This window comes from Oceanobacillus sp. CFH 90083 (assembly GCF_009389585.1).
Classification (GTDB): domain Bacteria; phylum Bacillota; class Bacilli; order Bacillales; family Amphibacillaceae; genus Oceanobacillus.
The window spans coordinates 59488-78612 of sequence record NZ_VIYG01000012.1 but is presented as its reverse complement, the minus strand read 5'-3'; the positions used below and the strand labels follow the sequence as shown (position 1 = coordinate 78612).

At 36.5% G+C, this 19125-nt stretch carries 23 protein-coding genes and 1 riboswitch; of the genes, 17 read left to right on the top strand and 6 right to left on the bottom strand.

Features of this window, described 5'->3' with window-relative positions:
- Window positions 1–387 precede the first annotated feature (387 nt).
- Window positions 388–621, top strand: a complete 234-nt coding sequence (locus tag FLK20_RS16670) for a hypothetical protein (RefSeq protein WP_152657725.1) — start codon at window positions 388–390, stop codon at window positions 619–621.
- Window positions 622–865: 244 nt separating this feature from the next.
- On the opposite strand, the gene FLK20_RS16665 is transcribed toward FLK20_RS16670, so the two are convergent.
- Both FLK20_RS16665 and FLK20_RS16660 read right to left on the bottom strand, forming a co-directional pair.
- The gene (locus FLK20_RS16665) at window positions 866–2533 is read right to left on the bottom strand and encodes an alpha-keto acid decarboxylase family protein (RefSeq protein ID WP_152657724.1); all 1668 of its coding nucleotides are present in this window, start codon (window positions 2531–2533) and stop codon (window positions 866–868) included.
- A 358-nt stretch (window positions 2534–2891) separates the two neighbouring features.
- Window positions 2892–3245 (bottom strand): hypothetical protein, encoded by a 354-nt coding sequence (locus tag FLK20_RS16660; RefSeq protein ID WP_152657723.1) that lies wholly within the window; start codon window positions 3243–3245, stop codon window positions 2892–2894.
- Between the two features lie 431 nt (window positions 3246–3676).
- Here FLK20_RS16660 and FLK20_RS16655 point away from each other — a divergent pair, with 431 nt between their 5' ends.
- The 9 genes from FLK20_RS16655 (at window position 3677) to FLK20_RS16620 (ending at window position 8118) form a co-directional block, all read left to right on the top strand.
- Window positions 3677–4171: a LysM peptidoglycan-binding domain-containing protein gene (locus FLK20_RS16655; protein WP_227995095.1), complete on the top strand. Its 495-nt coding sequence runs from the start codon at window positions 3677–3679 to the stop codon at window positions 4169–4171.
- Window positions 4172–4525: 354 nt separating this feature from the next.
- Complete coding sequence (locus FLK20_RS16650) at window positions 4526–4834, top strand: TIGR04197 family type VII secretion effector (protein ID WP_152657721.1); 309 nt, start codon at window positions 4526–4528, stop codon at window positions 4832–4834.
- On the top strand, window positions 4834–5193 hold the full coding sequence (locus FLK20_RS16645; protein WP_152657720.1) for a DUF3958 family protein: 360 nt from the start codon (window positions 4834–4836) through the stop codon (window positions 5191–5193). The genes FLK20_RS16650 and FLK20_RS16645 overlap by 1 nt, the downstream gene beginning before the upstream one ends.
- Window positions 5190–5804, top strand: a complete 615-nt coding sequence (locus FLK20_RS16640; protein ID WP_152657719.1) for a hypothetical protein — start codon at window positions 5190–5192, stop codon at window positions 5802–5804. The genes FLK20_RS16645 and FLK20_RS16640 overlap by 4 nt, the downstream gene beginning before the upstream one ends.
- A 101-nt stretch (window positions 5805–5905) precedes the next feature.
- Entirely contained in the window at window positions 5906–6577 is a 672-nt protein-coding gene (locus tag FLK20_RS16635; RefSeq protein WP_152657718.1) for a hypothetical protein, read from the top strand.
- 68 nt (window positions 6578–6645) lie between these two features.
- A complete protein-coding gene (locus FLK20_RS16630) occupies window positions 6646–6876 on the top strand; it encodes a PDZ domain-containing protein (RefSeq protein WP_152657717.1) in 231 nt (76 codons plus the stop codon).
- A 4-nt stretch (window positions 6877–6880) separates the two neighbouring features.
- Window positions 6881–7357, top strand: a complete 477-nt coding sequence (locus tag FLK20_RS16625) for a hypothetical protein (protein ID WP_152657716.1) — start codon at window positions 6881–6883, stop codon at window positions 7355–7357.
- 268 nt (window positions 7358–7625) lie between these two features.
- The gene (locus tag FLK20_RS21680) at window positions 7626–7826 is read left to right on the top strand and encodes a hypothetical protein (protein WP_194165652.1); all 201 of its coding nucleotides are present in this window, start codon (window positions 7626–7628) and stop codon (window positions 7824–7826) included.
- Window positions 7762–8118: a hypothetical protein gene (locus FLK20_RS16620; protein ID WP_152657715.1), complete on the top strand. Its 357-nt coding sequence runs from the start codon at window positions 7762–7764 to the stop codon at window positions 8116–8118. Before FLK20_RS21680 ends, FLK20_RS16620 begins: the two co-directional genes overlap by 65 nt.
- A 194-nt stretch (window positions 8119–8312) precedes the next feature.
- Here the strand turns inward: FLK20_RS16620 and FLK20_RS16615 are convergent, their stop codons facing one another.
- Complete coding sequence (locus FLK20_RS16615) at window positions 8313–8558, bottom strand: hypothetical protein (RefSeq protein ID WP_152657714.1); 246 nt, start codon at window positions 8556–8558, stop codon at window positions 8313–8315.
- 340 nt (window positions 8559–8898) lie between these two features.
- On the opposite strand from FLK20_RS16615, the gene FLK20_RS16610 reads away from it, so the two are divergent.
- Entirely contained in the window at window positions 8899–9441 is a 543-nt protein-coding gene (locus FLK20_RS16610; protein WP_152657713.1) for a helix-turn-helix domain-containing protein, read from the top strand.
- A 251-nt stretch (window positions 9442–9692) separates the two neighbouring features.
- On the opposite strand, the gene FLK20_RS16605 is transcribed toward FLK20_RS16610, so the two are convergent.
- Window positions 9693–10007 carry a DMT family transporter gene (locus FLK20_RS16605; protein ID WP_152657712.1) on the bottom strand — a complete coding sequence of 105 codons (315 nt, stop codon included), beginning with the start codon at window positions 10005–10007 and terminating at the stop codon, window positions 9693–9695.
- Window positions 10007–10348, bottom strand: a complete 342-nt coding sequence (locus FLK20_RS16600; protein WP_152657711.1) for a DMT family transporter — start codon at window positions 10346–10348, stop codon at window positions 10007–10009. The genes FLK20_RS16605 and FLK20_RS16600 overlap by 1 nt, the downstream gene beginning before the upstream one ends.
- 72 nt (window positions 10349–10420) lie before the next feature.
- A riboswitch (guanidine-I (ykkC/yxkD leader) is annotated at window positions 10421–10517 on the bottom strand.
- Between the two features lie 185 nt (window positions 10518–10702).
- Between FLK20_RS16600 and plsY the strand changes: the two genes are divergently transcribed.
- Window positions 10703–11326: a glycerol-3-phosphate 1-O-acyltransferase PlsY gene (plsY, locus tag FLK20_RS16595; protein ID WP_152657710.1), complete on the top strand. Its 624-nt coding sequence runs from the start codon at window positions 10703–10705 to the stop codon at window positions 11324–11326.
- Window positions 11327–11435: 109 nt separating this feature from the next.
- On the opposite strand, the gene FLK20_RS16590 is transcribed toward plsY, so the two are convergent.
- Window positions 11436–12788 (bottom strand): MFS transporter, encoded by a 1353-nt coding sequence (locus tag FLK20_RS16590; protein ID WP_152657709.1) that lies wholly within the window; start codon window positions 12786–12788, stop codon window positions 11436–11438.
- A gap of 566 nt (window positions 12789–13354) precedes the next feature.
- Here FLK20_RS16590 and FLK20_RS16585 point away from each other — a divergent pair.
- The 5 genes from FLK20_RS16585 to FLK20_RS16565 all read left to right on the top strand — a co-directional run bounded on the left by FLK20_RS16585 (window position 13355) and on the right by FLK20_RS16565 (window position 18803).
- Window positions 13355–14350: a LacI family DNA-binding transcriptional regulator gene (locus tag FLK20_RS16585; RefSeq protein ID WP_194165651.1), complete on the top strand. Its 996-nt coding sequence runs from the start codon at window positions 13355–13357 to the stop codon at window positions 14348–14350.
- A gap of 104 nt (window positions 14351–14454) precedes the next feature.
- A complete protein-coding gene (locus FLK20_RS16580) occupies window positions 14455–15549 on the top strand; it encodes a Gfo/Idh/MocA family protein (RefSeq protein WP_152657707.1) in 1095 nt (364 codons plus the stop codon).
- A gap of 5 nt (window positions 15550–15554) precedes the next feature.
- Complete coding sequence (locus FLK20_RS16575; protein WP_152657777.1) at window positions 15555–16655, top strand: Gfo/Idh/MocA family protein; 1101 nt, start codon at window positions 15555–15557, stop codon at window positions 16653–16655.
- Window positions 16656–16677: 22 nt separating this feature from the next.
- Window positions 16678–17517 (top strand): sugar phosphate isomerase/epimerase family protein, encoded by an 840-nt coding sequence (locus FLK20_RS16570; RefSeq protein WP_194165650.1) that lies wholly within the window; start codon window positions 16678–16680, stop codon window positions 17515–17517.
- 17 nt (window positions 17518–17534) lie between these two features.
- Window positions 17535–18803 (top strand): ABC transporter substrate-binding protein, encoded by a 1269-nt coding sequence (locus FLK20_RS16565; RefSeq protein ID WP_152657705.1) that lies wholly within the window; start codon window positions 17535–17537, stop codon window positions 18801–18803.
- Window positions 18804–19125 lie beyond the last annotated feature (322 nt).

The following is a 19125-nucleotide window of genomic DNA, read 5'->3' as shown; positions in this document are numbered from 1 at the left end:
AAGTACCACTACAAAAACAGAATCGGAAAAGAAATTATTCCAGAAATCAAACGGGAAAGCCCAGAAGAAATATCGACAAAAGAACTTCAACAGATAGCAGGGAAATTGGACAAGTCTGTCCAAACCTATACGGAACAAATCGAATCGAGTGAAAAAGCACAGGCTNAGATAGCAGGGAAATTGGACAAGTCTGTCCAAACCTATACGGAACAAATCGAATCGAGTGAAAAAGCACAGGCTCGAAAATACCTGCGTTCGGAACGAAAGCAGCCACAAACCTTGAAATAGGTACAAGATTTTATTCGTCGTAAAGAAAAACAGGAAAAAGCGTTAGAGATTTTAGAAGAACGCAATAGCTATTCGAAGACCGACCATGACGCCACCTTTATGCGGCTGAAAGATGATTACATGAAAAACGGACAACTGAAAGCTGCTTATGGAAGTGAACAAAATATCAAAGACGTCACCCTGAACCGGTTACGAACCGCCCTAATTACTTACAATATGTATCGTAAAGAGAAGAAGAAAAAATACAAAAACAATCCCTTTAACACCGCTAACTGGGATTATGACGCAGAAAAAGATGCTCCAAACGGTCAAGCAGTTACCTATTTTCTATAGAGAAATCGGCCTTTTCATAGTTTATCAACAGCTATTAAAAGCTGCTCAATATTTTCCATGAAAAACGTAGAACTTGAAAAATGCCATTCTGAATAGGAGGCCCTAAACTTTGAAATGGGTTGTACGAGGTCTTACATGCGATGAGGGAGATCGATTGAGACATGTATTGTTCCCCCCAACAGAACCCCATCCAGTCAACTGTCGGGGGTTCTGTCGGAGGGCAATACTAGTTCAGTTTTTGAAGTCATTGAAAACCATTTTGTTTTGCTATGATTTTTCCAAAATCACTGAGTAGTTTAGGGACATCCATTCTTTCCATTGTTACTTCAATAAAAACAAGCTTATCCTGGTTATTAGCTAGATGAAATGCATCAGCAAGTTCTTTTTCAGTTGTAGCAACTATGCTGATACTGTTCGCACCCAGATCTAATACTTCGGGTAATTGGTTGTATTTCCACATATTAATATCGTTATATGCTTCATTTGGTCCATGAATGACCCGTTCGATAGAATAGCCGTCATTGTTTATCAGAATAATAATTGGTTTTAATTGATGTCTAAGCAGGGTGGATAACTCCTGAACAGTCAGTTGGAGTGATCCATCACCGATGACTAGAATATTACGACGGTGAGGGTTGGCAATTTGTGTGCCGAGTAAAGCGGGCAATGTATAACCAATCGACCCCCATAATGGTTGTCCGATAAACGTTGACTTTTCAGGAAGAAGCAGGTTAGAGGCACCAAAGAATGGCGTACCTTGTTCGACCAAGAGAATATCCTCCTGAGCTAAGAAATGATTAAATTGCTTCCAAAAGCGTGCTTGGCTTAGTGTTTGATTTGACGGGATAAAAGGATCATCTGTTTCTCTATTATAGAGAGATTGAATATTGGAGTTGTCATTGTTCTTATTTTCAATTTCTTCAGTTAATACTGCCAATACATCACTCATAGAAACGATACTAAAGTTTTTTTGATCTATTTTTGCGTAAGAAGGGTGAATTTCGATTAATTTGCCTGGCTCTAGCTGATGTGTAAACCCGCCTGTTACAGAATCTGTAAGTTTGACACCGATACTGATGATACAGTCTGCATCTTCCACCTGTTCTCGAACATATGGATCGCTTAATGCCCCGGTGTACACACCAATAAATTGAGGATGGTTTTCATCGATGACTCCTTTCCCCATACTGAAAGAAGCAATAGGGTAGCCAGATTGATGAACAAATGCTTTTAATTGTTCGTTTAGCTGATAACGACTCACTTCGTAATCAGCTAAAATCACAGGGGATGTTGCCTGCCTGATTTTTTCTAAAGCAAGGCTGAGAAATGCATTTAATTGATCGATGTTACTTTTAAACTCAGGGAGTTGTAATGGGTTTTTCGGTGTATCGATTTCTTTATGAGCGACATCGGAAGGAAGATTAATATAAACAGGCCGCTTATGTAACCAACAGGCTTGAAGCACACGATCAATTTCGTCTGAAGCATTTTCCGCTGTCAATGTTGTTTGAGAGACGGTTACTTCTCTGAACATTCTTTCAAAGTGTGTAAAGTCCCCATCTCCAAGTGTATGATGGATATATGCGCCAGATTGAGCGACATTTGTTGCTGGAGAACCAGTGATTTTGATAACAGGTAGTTGTTCTGCATAAGCACCTGCAATGCCATTGATGGCACTTAGTTCTCCGACCCCAAATGTAGTGACCACTGCTGAAATTCCGTTGATACGGGCATAACCATCTGCTGCATATGCAGCATTCAATTCATTACAGTTACCAATCCATTCTAAATCCTCTGTTCGTTCGATTTGATCTAAAAATCCAAGGTTAAAATCACCAGGCATCCCAAAGATATGCCTAACGCCTAATTCTTTTAGACGTAAAATTAAATAATCACCAACTGTACATATCATTAGACCACACTCCTTAAAGGTAAACCATATTTATATGCCATATGACAACAAATAGCCCAGTTACATACTACATTACCTATTATTGTAAAACAAAATATCCATAGAGTAAATACTCAAAATTGTATGAATGATAATTATGTGTTTGAAATTCTGAATATTATTATTACCCGAACAAGGACGTTTGAACCACTCGCGACCAAAGTCACCAGCGGCTAAATGATAAAATAACTAACAGAACAGGCACAACGCATATTTGTATGTGCTGTGCCTGTTTAAAGTCGCATATGGAAAACTTCTTCGTGGTCCGTCGTGATCAGTACTTCCTTCATTTGGTGGCTGTTATTCTACTTCGAAAAATTCATTCCTCTGGACTTTCTTCGGCATCCAGTTTTTCTTTTTTGATGAATTGAGCAACCCCACCCAAAAGAAGTGTCAACGTGATTCCAATCCCGCTTAGTAAGTAGAGCAACATAAATATTTCTGCATAAGTACTTTCGGGTGTGTAGTTTACCTGTATTGAAGTAGGAAGTAGAATAATGACACTTGTATATAGTGCCTCGGTAAATCGCATGCCTTCTGTATGCATAAAGAAAACGATGCCACCAACTACGATAAAAAATAACATGAATAACAATGCACGAAGTGATTCATTTTTTAAAATTCGAATTAAATTTTGTAAATTTCGGCGAACAGCCAATAATAATGAAATCATCCACTCACTCCTTTAAAAAATCTTTTATTCGTTTTTTGATTCATTTCATCGAGCTCTAATCATTCCACGAACCTCTGTTTACTACAGCAGCACAAGAGATTCGATTTACATTATACCAAATAGGGGGAGAGATTTATGATGAGTATGTTGGTCAGGAAGCGACATATTGATTGAAAGCCTTATTTTGTTAAGCCTATAAACAATGTTAATGTAGAAACAAATTATGGTAAAGAAGATTTTAAAAGATGAAACCAAAATCTAGGGTATAAAAAGATTTTTCTATTTTTCATTTTCTTTACAACAAAATTACAAAATGTTCACAAAGGTAGAATTCAAGTTTATAAGCTGAGAAGATGGGTAGACATTAACTATTACATAGAAAAGGAGTTGTTATTATCAAGTATAAGTATATTTCTTCCATCATTCTTTCTTTGGCTGGATTCGTGCTCTTTGCGGGGACAGCAGCAGCTGAAAAGCATTATGAAGTACAATCAGGGGATAATGTGTACCGTATCGCTCAAAACTATCAAGTAGATGTAAATGCGGTCATTGCGGCAAACCCAACTATATTGGATCCTGCCCATATCCAACCGGGACAAATATTAAACATACCGGATGAAACGGGGACTCCTTTTACAGTTACAGCTTATACTGCTGGACCTGAATCTACTGGAAAAGAACCTGGTGATCCTGCTTATGGTATCACAGCATCTGGTGAAGTGGTAAAAGAAGAGCATACCATTGCATGCCCGCAATCTCTTCCTTTTGGGACGAAAATACATATCCCGGAGCTAGATGAAACTTACGTGTGTGAAGACCGGGGAAGTGCAATTACCAATGGTCATTTGGATATCTATAAGGAAGATTTAGACGATGCACTGGAATTTGGAGTACAAGAGCTTCAAGCTAAAGTGTGGACATATTAAGCTTAGGAACTAGAATAGAGATTTATTGTGTTACCACAACAGAAAGTAACCACCTATACTGCATTTAGGTTGGTTGCTTTCTTTGTGTGAGCTGTCTTTTTAAATTGCGCATCAATTTCAGTACTTGGACCTTTCTATCATAATTAGGCGAAAGGACTCTCATAGAGGGGTGGGTGTTTGCAACACGCCATTACTTCATAGTAAACTACACACCAATTATAAACGAATAAAAGAGAATAAATCATTACTTCCCCAATAGATGAGAAATGACAGAAAATATGTAAATTAAAATCCTTTTATGGTAAAATCATCTTATATTATCATAAGATACTATATAAAAGGAAGTGGTTTTTCATGTCTTGGGAGATACAAAGTAACACAGAGGCAGCTAGGCAAATTGCTACGAATATCGCAATGTCATTAGATAACCTTTCCAGTGCTGGTATAGTGACTAAGGATTCGGAAACAACTGTGGCTGGGAATGAATCAGCGCATGAAGCGATTGACGCATCATTACATGCTCGTCAAAATATTGTTGAAGTCATTAGAAATTCATGCCAGAATCTCCAACTTGTAGCTGAAGAATTTGAAGCCATCGATCAAGAGATTAGTAACCATATAACTTCCTCCCCACTTTCCACCAGACTGGGAGGGAACTGGTGATGGAACAAAAGAAAGAACTGGTGTTACAAAAAATCACACAACAAATGACGCAATTAGAACAAACGTATGATAACGTGGAAAAATCAAATAAATCGATTGCTAATCTACAAGAGGATTATCACGATTTTTTCCAGCGTATTTCATCTTTATACAGGGATTTAGAACATGAACATCAAGAAGAAATGGAATCTTTCTTTCGAGAACAACGGGATGGTATACACTATCAGCAACAAGTCATCTTTACCCATTTGGATGAGGAAATAGATGTATTACAACATCAGAAGCGAAAACTGCTGCAAAAGGAAGATGACCTGGCACATCAAAAACGTCGAATATTCCTTGTTGAGGATTCCTTATGAGTATCGATATGTATGTACAAGCTGCTACTAGTCAGGGTGAAAATGTAGCTACTGTTTGTCAGCGTGAAATAGCACATTATCAAATGTTAATAAATAATATGGAAACATTCGTGTCTGAAACACAATTACGATCCAAAACCTACTTTAATGCCAAACAGTTTTATGGACAGGTACTCATTCCTTTAGCAAAGGCAGGAATATTATTGTCGGAGGCTGTAAACGCTGCTTGTCAAAAGTTCCCGAACCAGTATCTGGCGACAGTAGATACCAGTAATTTGAGTTCAACCAAATTGGAATCTCAAATTCAGCAATTAGAACAGAATATAATGTACCTTCAAGATATTCAGGCTACGTTGGAAACGACAGATATGGACGATGTTTTAAAAGATGTCTCTTTAAGCGTAAATAATAAATTAATGGACAACTTAATGACCTCCAAAAGAATCTTAGAAGAAAAATTGTATTTATTGTTAGATTTTCATCAACGTTCGCCACAGTTTTTTCGGAAATCAAGGAACTGGAGGACATTGTTAACCATGGAGTACAACAAGCAGAAACCTCTTGGAGTGCAGCAAGTGGCAGTTTTAACATTCCACCTGCAAGTGATTTAACATGGACAAAAGATATTGAAACAAAGTGGGATGTCAGAGCAGAAAGAATAAAGCGTGAAAAGCTGGAAGCCGAAGAAGCGGAAGACGCCTACCATTTTCAAATGATCGATGAATTAAGTAAATACGATCTTCGGTTATGGGAATATAAGCAAGGTTTTGATGATCCTACATTCTCTTGGTTTATTGAGAAGAATGGCGAGCGAGTATTTAATGATGAGTTAGAAGCTTACTTAGATGAATATGGCGAGTTTCTGGATGAAAATATGTATATGCAAGTGGACCATCATTATCTTGAAGAAAAAGAGTTAGAAGCACAAAAGAACGGTAAGTCCTATATAACCAATCAGCAATTTGATGGACTCCAAAAAACAATGATACAAGCCAGCAGTAATTTCACTACTATTGCAAGACAAGGTATGGCTTTATCGCCATTAGCAGCATTAAGAGGACCAAAAGGTCACAACAATCATATATCATCAAATCCGAACAAAAAGAAGAGTAAAGATGAAGGTAATGTTGCCTCTAATGTTAAGAGGAACATGAGTCTTGATTCCAATGGAAAATTCGCTGATCCTGTAGTAGAATCGCAATATCGAACCTATGTAAATAGAAAAGAAAAAACGCGAAAAAATGGACAAGCGGTGGTCATTAGAGATCGTTTAGATTGGAAACAAGCCAGTGATTATTGGACTAAGGATTCACCAATGGCAAGAGGAAATAGATTTAATCAGACGGCTAGAGATTCTGCTATCCTTACCATGAAGTTCATTTAAAATCTGGGAGACGATTAGATTCATACGATCCTTTAACTGGTGAAATTATCTCTAGAAAGACGACAGACTTGGATAAGATTACGGAGAAAACTTATAGAGGATATTTATCGGAATTTAAAACAAAGTATTCCGTAGATACAGAGATAAGAAGTAATGCACATCCAAATTTAGATGGAAAGACGTTGCAGGGGGATTACATTCTTGAAATACCAGCTTCCAATCTTAAAAGTAAAAATATAAATCATTATAAAGAAATAGCAGCAGAATATGATGTCACATTACGATTTTTGGAGGAATGATAACATGGGATTTGATTTAAAACCAGAGATTAAGCAGGCTCTAAATGATATAGGTTTTGTAAAAAAATATGAAGAGATATCCAGTAAATATAATTCTAAAAAAGTTAAACTAGAAGACAGGCTTATTTACTTAGATATTGATACAGTTATAGATATGATAGAAGATTTAGGTTATTCCGTTTCGATTGATAAAAAAGAAAAATTTTTAAAAATTGAAGAGGAAATCGAAGAAAGATTAACATTTGGTGTTTATATTATTATAAAAGGTGGAACCACAGAACTTACTTGGGTAGTAAAACGTGATGGAGAATTAAGACTAGGAGACCCTTGGTCAATTTATTCCAGATTATTAATTGATCCAAAATATATAATCAGATTGCCAGCTTTTAGAGACTATGATGAGCTGGAAGGTATATTAAAAGTATCATTTGAAATGTATGAGGAATTTAAAGCGATTTTGATTAAAGAATATCTAGGCTAAATATTTCACAGCAAACCCTAGAGGGATGTTAAACCTTATTTTATAAGGCATAACATCCCTCTTTGTTTGGTAATAGACTATATCTGAATTGAAAACAAAGTGTGCTGTAGACAAAGTAATTCACTCAAGGAACTGGACGGACTGACATTAGAAGGAGAATATATTTTAGAAATACCGGCTTCCAATATTAAAAGCGAAAAGCTTGACTATTTCAAAGATATGGCAACAGAATATGATGTCACATTACGATTTTTAGAGGAGTGATCAGATGGGTTTGGATTTAAAACCAGAGATTAAGCAGGCACTAATAGAGATGGATTTAATAAGGAAATTTGAGAAATTATCGAAAAAATATAGTGCAGAAAATATCAAAAAAGAAGAGCAGTTAGATGATGAGGATAGACATGGTAATAGTTGTGGAAGCATTAGAAAGAGAAGCTCATCAACGAGGCTATACGGTTACCTATGATAGAAGAGAAAACTTTTTTAGAGTGGAGGATGTAGTAGATGAAGAGTTAGTAATGGCTGTTCATATAATATTTGTTACTGATAGAGTAGATCTTATATGGACTGTGGTACGTAATGGGGAAGTAAGGTTAGGTAGCTCATGGACAGTTTATTCTCGATTATTAATTGATCCAAAATATAGAATAAAAATGCCGGCGTTTAAAAATTATGATGAATTGGAAGGGATACTGGAAGAATCGTTTGAAATGTATGAGGAATTTAAAGCGATCTTGATAAAAGAATATCTAGGCTAGTTATTTTACAGCAAACTATTAGAGGGAAGTTAAAACAAGGTAAATTTTGAAGCAGGATACGAAAAAAAGATTAAAAGTAAGCACTCCTGTATTTGTTTTGTCAGGTATTTATCCTCAGATGTTTTAGGTGGAGCAGCAGTAATCAGTGTGCTTACGTGAAAAGTTTTCTCTATTGATTTAAAATAACATTCCAATTATGGCTCACTGTGTTCAAAAACGAGCCCCTCTAAACGAATTATATCCTCCATGATACCTTCCTGTTCATAATCTAATAATCGAATAATTCTTATTAAGTCGGGAAGTGCATCATCTATTGTATATAGCTTATCTGAAGCCAGGTTATAAGTGACATGAAGCAATTTTTCTTCCATCTCCGAAAAATATAATTTGCGGCTCAATTGAGTGATTAATAGATCTTTCGGTGTTTTATCCTGTGTCATTTCATTCATCATTCCTTTCTAAGAAGATTCCTTAGTCAATACCTTTCATGTTATACTTTATTATGAATAGTTAAACTTTATTGAAGAAATGAAAATAAATCGGATATTCATTTTCCGCCGGATCCTTTTAATTCATTTAATAATTGATTTATCGGCCAGCTTCTAGCAAATTATTTTTGATAAGGATTCATTTTATTCGAAATCACTTCTTTCACTCCCTTCCAAGTATCTATATAGGTTATTTGTTAATAATAGTAACATATTTAGCTCCCTTAGTAAACGTATGTTCCCCTTTTTGTTTGGAAATAAATCATATTGCTTTTAAAAGAGAGGTAATCAAATGGACATCGATAAAAATGTAGGAAAGAATATGAAAAGAGTCCGAAAAGAACGGAATCTGACACAAGAAGAATTAGCAAACAGGGTAGGGTCTATCAAACAGACCATTTCAAAAATAGAACGTGGTGTTTTCTCTCCTTCCTTTTCGCTGTTAGTTAAAATATGTAATGAACTATATACAACGCCAAACGAACTGCTGTTAGATGACTCACAACGATTGCAGTGGGTGGCAGAGAGTCCGAATCAATTAGAATATTCCATAAAAGGTTTGGAGCAAGAAATGATGATTGTAGAAGATTTATGGGCAAAAGCAGAAAAATATAAAGAAGATGGGGAAGAACAGCGAGAAGCAAAAGTATTACATGAAATTATTGATCGCTTTGCATGGGAAAATGAACATTTTAGAGATATAGCTGAATATCTTTATAAAAAAAGATTAAATGATTATCTGGCTAATACATCAAAAGAACTAAGAAATAATAAAGTGATGAATTTAAGGACTATGGAGAAAAAGGCATTCAGGCAAGAGGGTAACCAAGAGTAAATTATCAGCGGAGCCGTCTACCTTTGTTTGCTATTGGTTAGTTTATAGGATACATCTCGTTGTTCTATCGCTTTTGAACTGGTAGACCTTATAGAAAGACACTTTAAATGGCAGGTGATCCTAAAGAGCCTGAACAAGAATGCAGAAAAACAAAGATGAAGAAATCACTTATTTTGCTAAAAAGATGAATTATCACTACTTGCTTTTATCTATGGAACAAGTAGTGATAAAAATCCTTTTATAGAAATTCATTATGAAAACAGCTTTAAACCGACAGCTGCTCCTAATACCATTGCTATAAACACGATTCTTTTCCATTCCTTTGGTTCATCATAAAAAATCATTCCTGCTATTGCCCCCCCAGAAGCGCCGATACCAGTCCATACGGCATAAGCAGTACCCATAGGCAATGTTTCCATAGCGTATGCAAGGAAAAAGAAACTCGCTCCAAATCCAAGCACCAGCAAGGCGAATGCCTGCCAGTTACGATCTTTGTGCAGTTTATTTATCATCGTCACACCAACCACTTCAAACAACCCCGCGATAATTAATGAAGTCCAAGCCATTATGATTCAGCTCCTTCTTTTATTTTATCTTTTGTTACTAATTTCAAACCAATGACACCAGTCAATAAAATGGCAATCAAAAGAACCTTTACCAGCTGAAATGGTTCACCAAAGAAAGCAATATCTGCAAAAGTTGTTCCTGCTGTCCCCAGTCCGACAAAAACGGCATAAACTGTCCCGACAGGAAGCTTCTTCCCAGCCATAATCATTAAATAGAAACTGAGAATAATCGCGATAACTGTCCCGGTCCAAGTCCAAAAATCATAGGCATGCTTTAGCCCAATTACCCAAAAAACTTCAATAACTGCTGCAATAATTACTTTTAACCACTGCATATTCATTTAAATACCCCCTCCAACTTTATTCTTTCCAGGAAAAAACAAAAAAACCTGAGAGACAACTGTATAAACAGTATCTCCCAGGCTTTTATCCTTCCGTGGCACAGGTTAAGCTGTGAGTTTTCTCTCGGACCAGACCAACCATTGTTGCGGAACCCTAGAAAACATTTCATATAATGAAGTTAATTTACATTATACATAAAATTAACTTTTATTCAAGTCTTATAGAGAGTGGCATCACCAATTGGACTTGTTCAGAATCTCATTACAAATAGAAAGCTATTGATGTTAATATGGAAATATAATGAATTAATATGTAACCTGACGAGTCAGATTGTAGAGTAATGGAGGAGAGTGATGATGGATATTTTAAAGCTTTTCGTGGCCTTAGCATGTGGTTACCTTTTAGGGAGTCTTAATACGGCAGTGGTTATAGGAAAGATATACGGCAAAGACATAAGAAGTCATGGAAGCAATAGCGCCGGGCTTACTAATACTCTGAGGGTACTTGGGAAATCTGCTGCCGTATTTGTACTTTTAGGAGATATATTAAAAGGGGTAATTGCCTGTTTTATAGGCTTGTTACTCGGCGTTTACTTTTATTCGGGAGGATCAATGGAGTCTGTAAGCCTTTTAGTTGCAGGTGCAGGAGCAGTTATAGGGCATAACTGGCCGGTATATTTCAAATTTAAAGGGGGAAAGGGAGCGCTGACAGCAGTGGCTGTGCTATTTATGATTGACTGGGTTATGGCTCTTTTATGCCTTGCTTTTTTTGTAATCATAATAGCTGTAACACGTTATGTTTCTTTAGGCACCATATGTGCTACAATGCTTATAGCGGTTATTTCGTTTATGCCTGTTTTTGACCATACTCTATATTTTAATCTATTTGTAAGCCTGATGGCTCTTATAATTATTTTTAAACACAGGGAGAATATAAAAAGGCTGCTTTCAGGGACAGAAAATAAATTAACTTTTTGAATTTCCTAGTGTGGAGCAATTTCTTTTTCTCAAACAAGTACGATTGTGAAATAAATGAAAAAACAATTCGCTATTATAAAATAACGGATTGTTTTTTCACTTATAATATCTATGTGTTCTTCTCTCTCACTTTCCCAGGAAGCTTAAACGCCAGAGCAACGACAAATACACAGAAAACAAAACAGATCATCGCAACAAGATGCAGGTGCTCTGTATCTAAATGACGATTAAATGTTAACCCAAGCAAGCTGGATGATACAATCGAGCCCAGATAGCGGCTGGTTTGAAATAAACCTGATGCGGAGCCAGTGTCCTCTGGATTCACGTGTTCATAAAGTGCGGTTTGTGCAGAAATATTATTAAATCCATTGCTCATGCCAAGAACTGCCATAATAATAACGAGCCAGATTAAAGGAGACGCATCATTATATGTTAATAGCAGTCCGGTACCTGCTAAAAGCAAACATGCACCGATGACCATAGGCAGCTTCGAACCGTATTTATCAATTAGACGGCCGGCTAAGGGGGAAACAATCACGCCAAATCCTGCCAACGACAGCATAATGAGTCCAGTATGCTGTTCACTGTAATGACGAACCTGCTGCAGATAAGTCGGGAATCCAAAAAAGAAACAATAATGAATCAAGTTAATACATATGAATTGCAAATAAATAAACGAAACATAACGGTTTTTCGTTAACCCTTTTACATCGATGAAGGGCTCTTCCTGCTTCAGCTCGAAGAAGTAAAAAATGGCAGCAGCAGCAAAAAAGAGCAGTAGCGCCCACCAGCGAATGTTCTGATCAAGGGAGAGCAGGAACAGGATTAATCCCACAATTGCAATAATAAAGAGGATAATCCCACTGAAATCAATCCGTTTCGCCTCAAATTGCCCTTGTGCCGTATTTGGTAAAATAAAAACAGCCAGCAAAAAGGATACAATAATAAACGGAAAATTAACCAGGAAAATCGACTGCCAATCCCAGGACGCAACTAAAAAGCCGCCGATAGAAGGGCCAAAAGCCGCTGATGTGGAAGCAAAGATAGATAAGACAGCTAGTGCTTTCCCCTGTCCTTCTGTAATATATGTCCGCACCATACTCATACCGCTGGGAAATAAAGTCGAGCTGCCAATCGCCTGTAAAGCACGGCATCCTAAAAGAAAGAGATAGTTTGGTGAAAAGGGAGCTAATATTGATGCAGCTGCTACGATGCCAAGCCCTGCTATAAACAATTTTTTTGGGCCGAACATGTCACTTAATTTCCCCATGACAGGCTGTCCGGCAGCACTGGCAAGATAAAAAATCGAAATCAGCCAGGAAGCATCTGCAAAGGTTAATGCAAATTCATTTTGCAGCCTTGTTAATGCCACTGAAATCATCGATGAGTTTAAAGGATTGAGCAGTGTGCCAAGCCCTATAGTCAGAACGAGCAGCCATGGCTTGTGTATGTTTTCTTTCATTTGTTCATCACCTTGTTTGTATATGTAAGTTTAAGTCATATTTTCTGCTGCAGAAAGAAACAGCTGAACGAATATGTCGAATCAAAGTGCAATTGCACTTTGGTTAAGGGTTTATTTGACTATTTTATTCCTTTTTCGCATGTATTGCAAAATGGATTTCATATCCAATTGTTCATTGTCATAGAAAGTCATTTTACCAAGAAAGAGCGTAGGATTAAACAAAAGGCTGATTGGGTATCACAACCTGCATGGAAGAGTTTTAATTCAGTTGGAATATATAAATCCCCCAGTATTAGATTTTTGCTCAGTCATCTGGGGTGCAGGACCTTATAAGAGCTTTTGAATTTGACGCTATAAATAATACCACTGAGACATCTAACTAAATAAATTAATTAATATTTAGATATTCCTGATATATCTGAGTTTTAAAGCCAAAGAAAGGTATTTGAAAAAATTCTTCTCAGAGTTAAGAAAATAAAAAAAACATTGACAAATTGATTGGGCTATAATTATAATGTTGATAATCTTAATCGATTAGATTATCTATGAAAGGTATCTTAAGACTTATGGCAAATGTAAAAGATGTTGCAAAACGGGCAGAAGTTTCAACAGCTACTGTTTCCAGAGTGCTGACAGGAAGAAATAAAGTAAATGAAGAAACGAAACAAAAAGTTTTAGCTGCCATGAAAGAGCTGAACTATCAGCCCAATTATCTTGGCAAGCAACTTCGTGAACTTCGTAGTAATAACATCTTAGTGGTTGTACCTGATTTCGGTAATACATTTTTTTATGAGGTATTACAAGGGATAGAGATTCAGGCATTAGAGCATCATTATGAAATATTAATTAAAAATATGAAAAATAAAGAGGGTGAAAATTTAGATTATTTCAAATACCTGCATCAAAAACAAGTTGCTGGAATTATAATGTTGACAGTAGGAGAAAAAGAGAAATTAGAAATTATCGGCAATGATCGTGTTGTGATTGCAACTTCACATTTAAAAGGAGTAGATATTCCTAGTATCCATGTAGATAATGAAAAAAGTGCCTACAAAATGACAAACTATTTATTAGCGTTGAATCATAGAAAGATAGCTTTTATATCTGGAGGATTCGATACTATTTCCAGTAGTAATCGATTGATTGGGTTCCAAAAGGCATTGAAGGAATATGGTTTAGAGATGAATCCCCAGTATATTCGTGAAGGCGATTATAGTTTTGAATCAGGGATTAGAGAAGCAAATAACTTATTGGAGTTAGATACACCACCAACTGCAATTTTTGCAGCGAGTGATCATATGGCTGCAGGAGTTATCAAAAGCATTCAACGAAAAGGATTGCGAGTTCCTGATGATATTAGTGTGGCAGGCTTTGATGATATAGAATTAGCCTCTGCTGTCACTCCAGAACTCACAACAATTTCACAGCCTGCTTTTCAAATTGGAGAGCATGCTATGGATATGATGCACCAGCTGATAACAGGTAAAAAAATACAGAATAAACGAAGGATTGTAGAAGGAAAATTAATCATTAGGGAGTCTTGTAAAATATATAAAGGATAATTTATCTATTTCATGTAATCGATTACTTGAGAGCGTATTTCTTCGGTTATCGGATACATGGAGGCATAATGTTTGTAATCGATTACATAAAGGAGTGTTTGGATATGACTTTGAAAATAGGAATTATTGGTTGTGGAGGAATTGCTTTTAGTAAGCATATGCCATCCTTAAGTAGATTCAGTGACTTAGTAGAATTAAAAGCATTTTGTGACCTAGATGGACAAAAAGCTGAGCATGCAAAAGAGAAATTTGGAAATAGTGAAGCATTAGTTTATAACGACTATATTCAATTACTAAAAAATCAAGAAATTGATGTGGTTCATGTCCTTACTCCAAATGCTTCTCATGCCGAAATTACGATAAAGGCATTAGAAGCAGGCAAACATGTTATGTGTGAAAAACCAATGGCTATTAATTCAGAAGAAGCAAAAAAGATGGTAGAAGCTGCAGAAAGAACCGGTAAAAAACTGACAATTGGTTATCAGAACCGCTTTAGAGAAGATGCTCAAATTTTATATCAAGCATGTAAAGAAGGAAAACTTGGAGAGATTTATTATAGCAAAGCCCATGCTGTAAGAAGAAGAGCTGTACCAACATGGGGGGTGTTTACTAATAAAGAAGCACAAGGTGGAGGTGCATTAATTGATATTGGAACACATGCTTTGGATTTGGCTTTATGGATGATGAATAATTATCGGCCCAAACTAGTGGTCGGGACAGCAAGCCAAAAATTAAAGGATAAGACAGAGGGAAATCTTTTTGGTGATTGGGATCCAACTACCTTTGACGTAGAAGATTTTGCAACAGCATTTATAAAAATGGAGAATGGGGCAACTATTTCATTGGAGGCATCATGGGCATTAAATATAGAAAAAGGAAGAGAAGCGGAAGTAACTCTCTGTGGAACAGAAGCAGGTGGTGAATTAAAGAGAAGAGAGGATGAAAAAGAAAGATATGTTAGTTTTTACTCTAGTGAATATGGAAAATTAACAGATACGCATACCGCTGCAGGGTCTTCTATTGCTTATTTCGGCGGAGAAAACTTGAATGAAGGAGAACAAGAAGCAAAAATGTGGATAGAAGCTATTTTAGAAGATAAAAGTCCGCTGGTTCAACCGAAAGAAGCATTAGTTGTTACACAAATTCTAGAAGCAATCTATCAATCGGCATTGACAGGGAAGGCAGTGGAATTTGATTGAGGAAAATGAAAATAGGTATTGTTGGATGTGGAATGATTAGTAAAAGTTATTTAAATACATTTAGCCGGTGCGACTTTATAGAAGTGATTGCTTGTTGTGATTTAGATAAAAAAAGAGCTGAAGAAATAGCGCTATCTTATAACATTCCTAGAGTATATGATATAGAAGATTTTTTTCAAGACAATGAAATTGAATTGGTTGTCAATTTAACGGTCCCATCTGCACATGGAGAAATACATCTGCGTGCGTTACATGCTGGAAAACATACATTTGGAGAAAAGCCATTAGCTGCTAATACCAAAGAGGGAAAAGAAATTTTAGATTTAGCAGCTAAAAAAGGATTACGAGTTGGATCGGCACCAGATACATTTTTAGGAGCAGGCATTCAAATGTGTCAACAAATAATAGATGATGGACAAATTGGAGAACCTGTAGGGGCAACAGCATTTATGATGTCACATGGACCAGAAAGCTTTCATCCCAGACCACAGTTTTTATATCAATCAGGGGCGGGACCGCTGTTTGATATGGGACCTTACTATTTAACTGCAATGATTGCGCTTCTTGGTCCCGTCAAAAAAGTAACCGCGTCAGCTAATATGAGATTTACGAAACGCATGATAACAGCATCTGAAAATTATGGAGAATGGTTTGCGGTTAGTACACCAACAAATGTTGCTAGCATATTAGATTTCCATAATGGTTCGATCGGGAATATGATTATGAGTTTTGATGTATGGGGGACAGGACATGAAAAATTAGAAATTTATGGAACCAAGGGTACAATATCTGTACCGGATCCTAATCGTTTTAGTGGAGAGGTGAAATTGCAGAAGGAGGGGGAAGCGCACTTTTCTTCTTACCCAATTACTTCCGGTTATATAGATAATACACGAGGAATTGGTGTTATTGATATGGTGCGTGCCATTTTTCAAAAAAAGCCTCATCGAGCATCTGGAGAGTTAGCTTTTCATGTGTTAGAGATTATGGAGAGTGTTCTAAAGTCCTCCCAGGAAGCAAGGCACTGTAACATCCAAAGTATATGTGATAAACCGGTGATATTACCAGTTTCAGGGATTCAAACAGATCAAGATACAATAAATTAACTGATAACTAGGAGGAATTATTGTGGGCGAATTAAAAATTGCTTTACAGCTGTATTCTGTAAAGGATGCACTGGCGCAAGATTTAGAAGGAACATTAAAAGAAGTTTCGGAAATTGGCTATCGTTATGTCGAGTATCCTGTACGAAATCAAGGAAAAGCGGGAGAATTTATTCCAGAAGTTTCTGCTGATACTTTAAAGAAATACTTGGATAAGTATGATTTAAAAGCAATAGGTACACATACAGGTTATGAAAATGATTTAAATATACAGCAAGTTGGGGAGTATAATCTTGCGATAGGTAGTCAGAAAGTTATTATACCAGCATATTTCTTTACCGAAGAAGACTCGATTGAAACTTTCTCAGCGTGGTTGAATGAGGCTGGAAAACAGTTAAAAGAGATGGGAATCGGGTTATACTATCATAATCATTATCATGAATTTCAAAAAATTTCCGGAGAGGTTGTTTTAGAAGGTTTGGTAGAACGTACTGATTCAAAGTACGTAAATTTTGAATTAGATACTTTTTGGGCATTAAGAGCAGGATATGATCCATTAGAATTAATGGATAGACTGGGAAATCGTATACATCTCATTCATCAAAAGGATTTAAATAAACAAGTGAAAGAAGTAAACTTATTGCAGAAAGTAGAAGGAAAATTAAGTGCAGACAAAGTGTTTGGAGTTGTAGAAGCGACAGACTTTGTAGAAATAGGTGACGGTATCATGGAAGTACAAAGTATTGTAGAAAAGGCAAAAACTTCTGATGTAATCGAATACATTGTTGTAGAACAGGATAGAACGACTAAAGGAGAGTTAGAAAGCGCTCAATTGAGCTTCCAACGTTTAAACGAAATTATCTAATATAAGGGGGATATGAAATGAAATCATTTAGATGGGTAGTAGTTGGCTTACTTACAGTTTTAGTCCTATCTGCATGTGGAGGAGACAATAATTCAGATGGAGATACGAAGGAAATTGAGTTCTGGCATATGTTAGATAATGATGCAAAAGAATGGGTAGAAAGAAAAGCGACAGAATTTGAAGAAGAGAATCCAGGAGTGAAAATTAATACAGTTGCCAATACTGGGGATGCATTTAAGCAAAAAATGACTGTGGCAATGAATGGCGGGAATCCACCAGATGTGTTCTTGAACTATGGCGGCGGCTGGTTAGGCCAATTTGTAGAACAGGGTAACGTATTGGAGATTACAGATAGTATTGATAAAGATATCTATGTAGAATCAGCTTTATCAGCAGTAACATATAACGATGGACAAGTTTACGGGGTTCCGCTGAGTTTAACAATGGATGTTATCTGGTACAATAAAGAAATTTTTGCGGATCTTGGTTTGGAAGAGCCGGAAACATATGAAGAATTTCAAGAAATTATAACAGTTTTAAAAGAAAATGATATTTATCCAATTGCATTAGCGAATAAATCGAAATGGCCAGGGTCGTACATGTTTATGAATATGGTTTCTAAACTCGGTGGTCATGAATTGTTTGACGATGCATTGAACCGAAATGGAAAAGGGTTCGATGATGCCATTTTTGTAGAAGCTGGAGAGAATATTAAAGAGCTTGTAGAAATGGATGCTTATAATCCCGGGTTTAACGGATTGCCATATAATGAAGGTGGAAGCAGGCAACTCTTTTATTCTGGAGAAGCAGCAATGTTTAATATGCATAATGCAGTGCTAAATGATTTCAGAATTGAAGCACCTGATTTTGTTGATAAAGTAGGATTCTTTATGTTTCCTGATATGGAAGGCGGTGTAAACAATCCTGGAGAAATTGGCGGAGCAATATCTCCGGCATGGTCTGTATCTTCTAAAGCAGAACATCCTGAAATAGCTACTGAATTTGTAAAATTCTTAACAACTCCAGAAGCAGCACAAGAATATGCAGATGAAACCGGGAGTGTAACAGCGCTAAAAGGTATTTCTCCAGAAGGGGAATTAGAAGAGCAATTTGCAGAAGTTATTTTGAATTCAACGAGCATTCAATCACCTTATGATCAAGCACTTCCGCCAGAATTAGCGGAATTGCATAAGGATACACTGCAATCTATATATGGGTTATCCATGACACCAGAAGAAGCAGCGAAACAGATGGAGGAAAAAGCAAAAGAAATATTGGGTGAATAAATGAAGGGGATTAGGACAAAAGGAAATGCTTTAGTCAAAAGTGTAGGAAGCATAAACTGCTGGTAGAAATATATGCAGACATCTGGAGCATTTTGTGATTTTTTACGGGAAGGACAAGAAGCAGAATTGCTGGAACTATGATGACTTGTCCCGCCATAGATCAGCGGGACGGATATTTGTACAAATTCTTGCTTGAAATTTGCCAGGTTAAAGTACTTTTGTTCTATCCTTTTCACCTAAAACCATAAGCTGGAATGATGTTACTATTGCTAGCTTACGCAATACATAAGTACTGTGCGATGAAAAGAAAGGTTCTTTTTAT